Raw genomic sequence first — 6,441 nt, forward strand, 5'->3', positions numbered from 1 at the left:
AAACAAGAAAAAGGGGCGGCTGTCGTGCGCCGCCCATGGTTGTGTCACGTGAAGGGAATCACTGCAGGTTGTCCGGGGTATATTCGACGCCGTTGGCAGCCTGGATGGTGCGAATGACCTTCCAGTTGTCCTGATAGTTGATGGGAATGAATTTCTCCACGCCCTCGAATTCCTCGCCGAGCTCGGTACCCACGAAGTTGAAGGTGAAGAAGGCTTCCTCGATTTTCTCGACCAGCTCGGGGGCCAGGTTGTGGGCGTAGGTGTAGGAGGTGGTCGGGAACGGGTCGGACTCGTAGAGAATCTTCACTTCATCCGGGTCGTACAAGCCACGGGCGGCCATGCGGTCGACCACTTCTGAGGCCACCGGTGCCGCATCGTAGTCCTGAGCCACGACCCCCAGCATCGACTGGTCATGGCTGCCCGAGTAGAGCACCTCATAATCCTCGTCGGGCACGATCCCGAGTTCGGGAAACAGGGCGCGCGGGGCCTGGTTGCCCGAGTTGGAGGTCGGCGAGGTATGCGCCACGCGTTTACCCTTGAGGTCAGTGATGTCGTCGATGCCAGAGTCGATATGGGTATACAGCTGCAAGGTATAGCCGAAGCGTCCGTCGTCTGAGCCCATCAAGGCGAAGGGCACGGCGCCGGCCAGGTTGACCGCAAAGGGAGTGGGGCCGGTAGAGAAGCCGGCGACATGGAGGCGCCCGCTGCGCATCGCCTCGACCTGGGCGGAATTGGACTGGACGGCGAAGAAACGCACATCACGCCCGGTCACGTCTTCCATGTGTTCGATGAAGGGTTGCCAGATATCCGAATAGATCGCCGGATCCTCGACCGGGGTATAGGCGAATATCAGAGTGTCAGGGTTGGCCCATTCGGACTCGTCTTGCGGCCGATCGGCGACCAGGTCACCGTCCCTGTCGCAGTAGATGGTGTCCAGGTCACCGCGAGGGCAATCTTCCTGTGCCATGGCGGGGCCGGTGATCAGCAGCAGGGCGGACACGGCCAGTGCAGGCCGTGCCGCAGGAGCGGGGATGCATCGCATGGCGTACCTCGATGTTTGTTGTTATAAAAGGAGTGCTTTTTCGAAAAACGACATGAATGTCGGTTTCCGAAAGCCTCTTCTCGCAATCTAGGGTTTATGACAGTTCGATGTCAAACACTTTGCTGCTCGATTCGCTGACGTTTCGCAACGCCTATCTGTTGATGCGCCACGGCCACAGCGAGGCCAATCGCCAAGGGCGCATCATCAGCTCACCGGCCCGGGGTGTCGACTCGTTCGGGCTGTCTGCCCGAGGGCAGACAGAGGTGGGAGAGACTCTGGCGGCCTGGCGCTGGGCCAGACCGACACGGGTCGTGCATTCCGACTTCCTGCGTACGACCCAGACGGCAGCCCGGGTGGCAGAGTACTTTGGTGTCGCCCCGACACGGGACGCCGGCCTGCGCGAGCGGGGGTTCGACGAGCTCGAAGGCGGTGAAGATGCCCGCTACGCGGACGTCTGGGCCTGGGATGCCGTCGATGCGGGCCATGAACGGTTCGGCGTCGAGTCCGTCGATACGGTCGCCGAGCGCATGGTCGCGGTCATGCGTGGACTGGAGCGTCGTCACGAGGGTGAGGTCGTGTTGCTGGTGAGTCATGGTGATCCGCTGCAGATCCTGCTGGCGGCGCTGGCCGGCGTCGATCTTCGCCACCACCGCGACCGACCGCCGTTGCAGCCCGCCGAGGTAGTGTCGGTGCTCTAGGAGCCTGTCGGACTTAACGCTGATCTGCTACGAAGCCCGGGCTTTCGGCCAATTTCATTCGATCTGATTCGTTAAATAGCGGGCTATTCGCCTCATCAGATCGATAAACTTGTCTCGAAATCCGTGATTCTCGCGACGATCGGTCAAATCCGACAGGCTCCTAGGGATGAATGCCGTCGCCAGCTCTTCAACGAACTATTGACGCATCGCACTAGGCGATAGCGGTGAGACGCTCGCGCGTCAGATACTCCGCCAGGCGTTGCTGCTGGTCGGCTGTCAGCCGCAAGGCCAGCTTGGTGCGTCGCCACAGGATGTCTTCCGGTCGACGCGCCCATTCGTGTTCAACCAGGTAGTCGACTTCGGCGGCGGTCAGGCCGGCGCCGAATGACTCGCCGAGGTCTTCGGCACGACGCGCTCCGTTCAGAAATGCCAGGCACAGTGAGCCGTAGCTGCGAGCGAAGCGCTGTGCCTGAGCCGTGCTCAGGAAGGGAAAGTCGGCTGCGAGGCGGCTCGCGAAGCCTTCCTGGTCGTCGATATCGCCACCGGGCAGTGCGGTGTTCGCCGTCCAGCTGTCCCCCATCGCGGGAAAGTGAGGAGACAGTCCGTCGAGGGCGGCTTCGGCGAGCTTTCGATAGGTGGTGATCTTGCCGCCGAACACCGACAGCAGCGGAGCCCCGCTGCTATCGTCCAGGTCCAGCGTATAGTCTCGGGTCATGGCGGAGGGGTCCGCCGATTCGTCGTCACACAGAGGGCGGACGCCGGAGAAGGTACGCAGTACATCGCGTCGTGTCAGGGGCGTGGTGAAGTGGTCGTTGACGACCTCGAGCAGATACTCGATCTCTTCCTCGCTGGCCTCGACCCGGGACGGGTCGCCCTGATAGCGACGGTCGGTGGTACCGATCAGGCTGAAGTCTTCCTCATAGGGCAGCACGAAAACGATGCGCTGGTCGGTGTTCTGCAGGATGAAAGCCCGTTCGTCGGCGTTGCGCCGTGGCACGATCAAGTGGCTGCCCTGGATCATGCGGACGCCGTATCGTGAGGCGCGGCCTGCCTGGCCGCGTACCACACTGTCGACCCAGGGACCTGCCGCATTGACCAGGGCGCGGGCGCGGCGCGTGAAGCGACGGCCGTTGTCGCCGTCTTCCAGCTCGATTTCCCAATGATCGCCATGGTCTCGAGCGGCGGTGCAGCGTGTCCTGACCAGGATGTCGGCGTCATGCCGTTTGGCCTGCATGGCATTGAGCACGACCAGCCGGGCGTCATCGACCCAGCAATCCGAGTATTCGAAGCCGCGTCGAATGTCCGGTTTCAAGCCTAGTGATGACGACAGGCGAATCCCTCGGGAGCCGGAGAGTCGTTGGCGCTTGCCGAGGTGATCGTAGAGGAAAAGACCGGCTCGCAGCATCCAGGCGGGCCGCAAGTGAGCACGATGCGGCAGCACGAAGCGCATGGGGCGGATGATGTGCGGTGCCTTGGCGAGCAGCACCTCACGCTCGCGCAATGCCTCCCTGACGAGACGAAATTCGTGATGCTCCAGGTAGCGCAGCCCGCCGTGAATCAGCTTGCTGCTGGCCGAGGAGGTGGCGCTGGCCAGGTCGGCCTGTTCGCAGAGCGCGACGCTGAGGCCACGGCCGGCGGCATCGGCCGCGATGCCGGTGCCGTTGATGCCACCGCCGATCACGAAAAGGTCCAGGGTGTCATCCATGGAAGTGCCCATCGCACAAACTCCGACCGGCAAACTGCCGGGTTCATAGGTGAACATGATGTGTTTGAAAACGAAAATATAGCAATCGAATTCGAACATCAAGTCGCCTCGCCCCGGATGGCGAACGAGGCGGGCTGACCGGGGGAGGGCGTCGGCGAGCGCCGATAGAGAAGAGAAGGGGGCCGGCGACGGCTTGCCGGAGAGTGCGAGAGCTCAGGCCAGATATAGGGTTACATCATGCTGATGCAGCAACCGCTTGATGCTTTCCGGAGGCTCGCGATCGGTGAACAGGGCGTTGAGCTGGGACAGGTTGCCCTGGCGCACCACGGGGTTGCGCTGGAATTTGGAGTGATCGGCGGCCAGGAAGACTTGCCGGGAATTGTGGATGATCGCCTGGGCGACACGCACTTCCTGATAGTCGAACTCGAGCAGCGAACCGTCTTCATCGATGCCGCTGATGCCGATGATGCCGTAGTCGACCTTGAACTGATTGATGAAATCGATGGTGGCCTCACCGATGATGCCACCGTCCCGGGAGCGTATCTGGCCACCGGCGATGATGACGTTGAAGTCGTCCTTGTGCTGCAGGATGGCGGCGACATTGAGGTTGTTGGTGATGACTTCCAGGCCGTGGTGATGCAGTAGTGCCTCGGCGATGACCTCGTTGCTGGTGCCGATATTGATGAACAACGACGCATGATCGGGCACCTGTCGAGCGAGCAGGGCGGCGATGCGCTGCTTGGCCTCGAGATTCAGGGTCTTGCGGGTCGAGTAGGCAGTGTTGACCGTACTCGACTCGAGCCCGGCGCCGCCATGGACGCGGCGTATGCGGCCCTCGCCCGAGAGCTGGTTGAGATCCCGACGAATGGTCTGTGGCGTGACCGCGAAATGGTCGGTGAGTTGCTCGATGCTGGCATAGCCCTGGCGTCCTACCAGTTCGAGAATGCTGGCCTGGCGTTGTTGTTGATTCATGGCGACTCCTTGATGTCGACGATTCTACTGTATCGATAGCGGTGATGCAGTGAATCGTCGGTATGCGCCGAAGGTCGTAGTGATGAGGGGCTTTCTTCAATTGAGTGGCCCGGATCACTGGAGTAGGCTTTATGATCGTAAACGAACATTGCCGTTGCAAAACGAAATTGGCAGATCTGGAAGCGCCAAAGGCCGCGCTTCTCACAACAACAGGACGCTTTCATGGCTTCTCATCTGCTCGCCATCGATCAGGGCACCACCAGTTCCCGCGCCATTCTCTTCGATCGCGAGGGGCATGTCGCCATTACCGCTCAGCGTGAGTTCCCGCAGCAGTTTCCCGAGGATGGCTGGGTCGAGCATGATCCCGAGGCGCTCTGGGATACGGTGGTCGCTACCTGTCGGGAGGCTATCGAAAAAGCGGATATCGGACTCGACGATATCGCCGGCATCGGCATCACCAATCAGCGGGAAACCACGCTGGTATGGGACCGTGTCACCGGCAAGCCTCTTTACAATGCCATCGTCTGGCAAGATCGACGCACGGCGGAAACCTGCGAGCGACTGCGTGAGGCGGGGCATACCGAGTTGGTGCAATCGCGTACCGGCTTGTTGATCGACCCCTATTTTTCAGCCACCAAACTGGCCTGGATTCTGGATAACGTGGACGGAGCCCGGGCGCGTGCCGAACGGGGCGAGCTGGCTTTCGGCACGGTCGATACCTTTCTCATCTGGCGCCTGACAGGCGGGCGCGTTCACGCCACGGATGCCACCAATGCGTCGCGTACCGCCCTGTTCAATATCCATGAGCAGCGCTGGGACCCGGCATTGCTGGAACTCTTCGGCATTCCCGAAAGCCTGCTGCCGGAGGTCAAGGATTCCAGTGACGATTTCGGTCTTGCCGATGCCGAATGGCTGGGGGGTGAACTCCCCATCGCGGGCGTGGCCGGCGATCAGCAGGCAGCGTTGGTCGGGCAGGCCTGTTTCTCGCCGGGCATGGGCAAGAGCACCTATGGCACCGGCTGCTTCATGATCGTCAATACCGGCCATGAGGCGGGCGTGTCGCGCAACCGGTTGCTGACGACGGTGGGGTATCGGTTGAACGGTGTGACGACCTATGCCATGGAGGGCAGCATCTTCGTCGCCGGGGCGACCGTGCAGTGGCTGAGGGATGGCCTGCAGCTGTTCGCCGATGCTGCCGAGACCGAAGCGCTGGCCCGCAAGACGCGCCGTGGGCACAGCGTCTATCTGGTGCCGGCCTTCACCGGGCTGGGAGCGCCGCACTGGGACCCCAAGGCGCGAGGCGCCATTCTCGGCCTGACACGGGACACCGGCATTGCCGAGATCGTCGCCGCCGGTCTGCAGGCGGTCTGCTACCAGACTCGGGACCTGCAGGTCTGCATCAACGATGACATGACGGCTGCCCCCGGCACCCTGAGGGTCGATGGTGGCATGGTGGCCAACAACTGGGTGATGCAGTTCCTGGCCGACATGCTCGGCGTGCGGGTCGACCGGCCCACGGTACTGGAGACGACGGCCCTGGGGGCTGCCTATCTGGCAGGCCTGCGGCTCGGCTGGTATCGGGACCTCGAGGAGATCGCCGGCCTTTGGCGCTGCGAGCGAAGCTTCGAGCCGGAGATGCCGGAAGACGAACGCAGCCAGCTCTACGCTGGCTGGCTGGAGGCGGTGGACAGGGTACGTTCGGCGCCCTCGGAGCATGACTCAAGTCACTGATCCCCGGGATCTTGATGGTATCGTTTCGTGTCGAACGGGGGTTGCATTTCGGATCGGGATGCGTAGAATACGCATCCGTTGTCGAGGCGAACATCGCCGAGGGATGCAGGACCATAGCTCAGTTGGTTAGAGCGCCACGTTGACATCGTGGAGGTCGGCGGTTCAAATCCGCCTGGTCCTACCAGATCTCTTGACGGTATCTCGACAATAGGCATTGCAGGACCATAGCTCAGTTGGTTAGAGCGCCACGTTGACATCGTGGAGGTCGGCGGTTCAAATCCGCCTGGTCCTAC

At 61.9% G+C, this 6,441-nt stretch carries 5 protein-coding genes and 2 tRNA genes; 4 read left to right on the plus strand and 3 right to left on the minus strand.

Going from position 1 to position 6,441, the window contains the following annotated elements:
• Positions 1-58 precede the first annotated feature (58 nt).
• A complete protein-coding gene (gene phnD / locus RSO41_RS10915) occupies positions 59-1,042 on the minus strand; it encodes a phosphate/phosphite/phosphonate ABC transporter substrate-binding protein (RefSeq protein ID WP_315619126.1) in 984 nt (327 codons plus the stop codon).
• A 107-nt stretch (positions 1,043-1,149) separates the two neighbouring features.
• Here phnD and RSO41_RS10920 point away from each other — a divergent pair, with 107 nt between their 5' ends.
• Positions 1,150-1,740, plus strand: a complete 591-nt coding sequence (locus RSO41_RS10920; protein ID WP_315619127.1) for a histidine phosphatase family protein — start codon at positions 1,150-1,152, stop codon at positions 1,738-1,740.
• A gap of 211 nt (positions 1,741-1,951) precedes the next feature.
• Here RSO41_RS10920 and glpD read toward each other — a convergent pair whose 3' ends face one another.
• Both glpD and RSO41_RS10930 read right to left on the minus strand, forming a co-directional pair.
• A complete protein-coding gene (glpD, locus tag RSO41_RS10925) occupies positions 1,952-3,457 on the minus strand; it encodes a glycerol-3-phosphate dehydrogenase (RefSeq protein ID WP_315619128.1) in 1,506 nt (501 codons plus the stop codon).
• Positions 3,458-3,658: 201 nt separating this feature from the next.
• Complete coding sequence (locus RSO41_RS10930) at positions 3,659-4,417, minus strand: DeoR/GlpR family transcriptional regulator (RefSeq protein ID WP_275287475.1); 759 nt, start codon at positions 4,415-4,417, stop codon at positions 3,659-3,661.
• A gap of 222 nt (positions 4,418-4,639) precedes the next feature.
• Here RSO41_RS10930 and glpK point away from each other — a divergent pair, with 222 nt between their 5' ends.
• From glpK to RSO41_RS10945, 3 genes are all read left to right on the plus strand, one after another.
• On the plus strand, positions 4,640-6,148 hold the full coding sequence (glpK, locus tag RSO41_RS10935; RefSeq protein ID WP_315619130.1) for a glycerol kinase GlpK: 1,509 nt from the start codon (positions 4,640-4,642) through the stop codon (positions 6,146-6,148).
• A gap of 107 nt (positions 6,149-6,255) precedes the next feature.
• Positions 6,256-6,332: transfer RNA gene (locus RSO41_RS10940), tRNA-Val, on the plus strand.
• 34 nt (positions 6,333-6,366) lie between these two features.
• A tRNA-Val gene (locus RSO41_RS10945) sits at positions 6,367-6,440 on the plus strand.
• Position 6,441: the final 1 nt, after the last annotated feature.

This window comes from Halomonas sp. I1 (assembly GCF_032334135.1).
GTDB lineage: Bacteria > Pseudomonadota > Gammaproteobacteria > Pseudomonadales > Halomonadaceae > Halomonas.

What these genes read in the sequence shown, in the direction of transcription:
- phnD (WP_315619126.1), bottom strand. Translation starts at nt 1,042, where the DNA reads ATGCGATGCATCCCCGCTCCTGCGGCACGGCCTGCACTGGCCGTGTCC.
- glpD (WP_315619128.1), bottom strand. Translation starts at nt 3,457, where the DNA reads ATGGGCACTTCCATGGATGACACCCTGGACCTTTTCGTGATCGGCGGT.
- RSO41_RS10930 (WP_275287475.1), bottom strand. Translation starts at nt 4,417, where the DNA reads ATGAATCAACAACAACGCCAGGCCAGCATTCTCGAACTGGTAGGACGC.
- glpK (WP_315619130.1), top strand. Translation starts at nt 4,640, where the DNA reads ATGGCTTCTCATCTGCTCGCCATCGATCAGGGCACCACCAGTTCCCGC.
- RSO41_RS10920 (WP_315619127.1), top strand. Translation starts at nt 1,150, where the DNA reads ATGTCAAACACTTTGCTGCTCGATTCGCTGACGTTTCGCAACGCCTAT.